The organism is Amycolatopsis sp. NPDC003676 (genome assembly GCF_053587275.1).
Genome location: NZ_JBSFNS010000462.1, coordinates 1 through 1,012 on the forward strand (window position 1 = coordinate 1; position 1,012 = coordinate 1,012).

The following is a 1,012-nucleotide window of genomic DNA, read 5'->3' on the forward strand; positions in this document are numbered from 1 at the left end:
GTAGGTGACGCCACCCACCTCCAGATCCATGTTCGACACCGCCGGTAGCGCATGCCATTTCAGCCCGAGGGTGGCGAACCACGGGTAGTCGGGGTGGGTCAGATCGACCTCGCGGACCAGCTCGCGCGGCACGTCGAAGTACCGCAGATCCTCGTCGGGCGTGCTGATGAGGACGGGCAGGACGTCGAAGGGGGTGCGCGCGCCGCGCCAGCCCAGCGCCATCGCCTGCTCGGTGGCGGCGATATTGGCCGGATCGCCGGTGACGGTGCCGTCGCCGTTGGGATAGCCCGCGTAGCGGATCAGCTGGGAACTCACGATCCGGTACTCGCCACCGCCGGGCACGAGCTGCGGGCCGACCGTGATCATCGACTGGATCGCGCCGCCGTTGGTGGCCAGGCGCAGATGCTGCCAGCACGCCTCGGAAAGCTCTCGCGCGGAAGTAACTCGGCGGGCGTCCAGGAGTTTGAGCGAACGCCAGTGTTTGCGGCCGACGCAGCGCGCGTGATTGCGCCAGGCCAGTTTGGCGCCGATCAGGATCTCCTCGGCGGTCTGCCGATAGGTGCCGGTTTCGCGCAGTTCGGCGAGCGCGCCGAGACGACGCTGGGTGGGTAGATGACCCAATTCGGGATTGCGGAAGAACTCGTCGCATTCGCGCAGCCGACGATCGAGGTCGGTGGCGGGCGGTGCGGCGACGACGACGTCACCGGCCGAAGTGACTGGGGTGGAGCCTTTTTCGCAGACAGCAGGGCGAGAACGTTGGTTCACGGTACATCTCCGGTCGGGCAGCAGGGTGCAGGGCCGTGCGGGCGTACCCGGGGATGCGGGGTATTCGCCCGCCGAGAACACACTGCCCGACCGGTGGCGCGCGCCGACCAGGTAATCGGTCGAGCGTCGCCGCATGCATAGTCGTCCTGTTCGAACACCGAGATTCGCTGCGAGCCAGCCTACGACCGGGCTTCGGGGCTATGGCGCAGCTGGTAGCGCACCTCACTGGCAGTGAGGGGGTCAGGGG

The 1,012-nt window shown here is 67.9% G+C and carries 1 protein-coding gene; it reads right to left on the bottom strand.

Translation table 11 applies throughout. The annotated features are described in order from the left end of the window. Window positions 1-900 (bottom strand): nitric oxide synthase oxygenase (locus ACWDNU_RS47255; RefSeq protein ID WP_449673635.1); only part of this gene is annotated, 900 nt, incomplete at its 3' end. Between the last annotated feature and the right edge of the window lie 112 nt (window positions 901-1,012).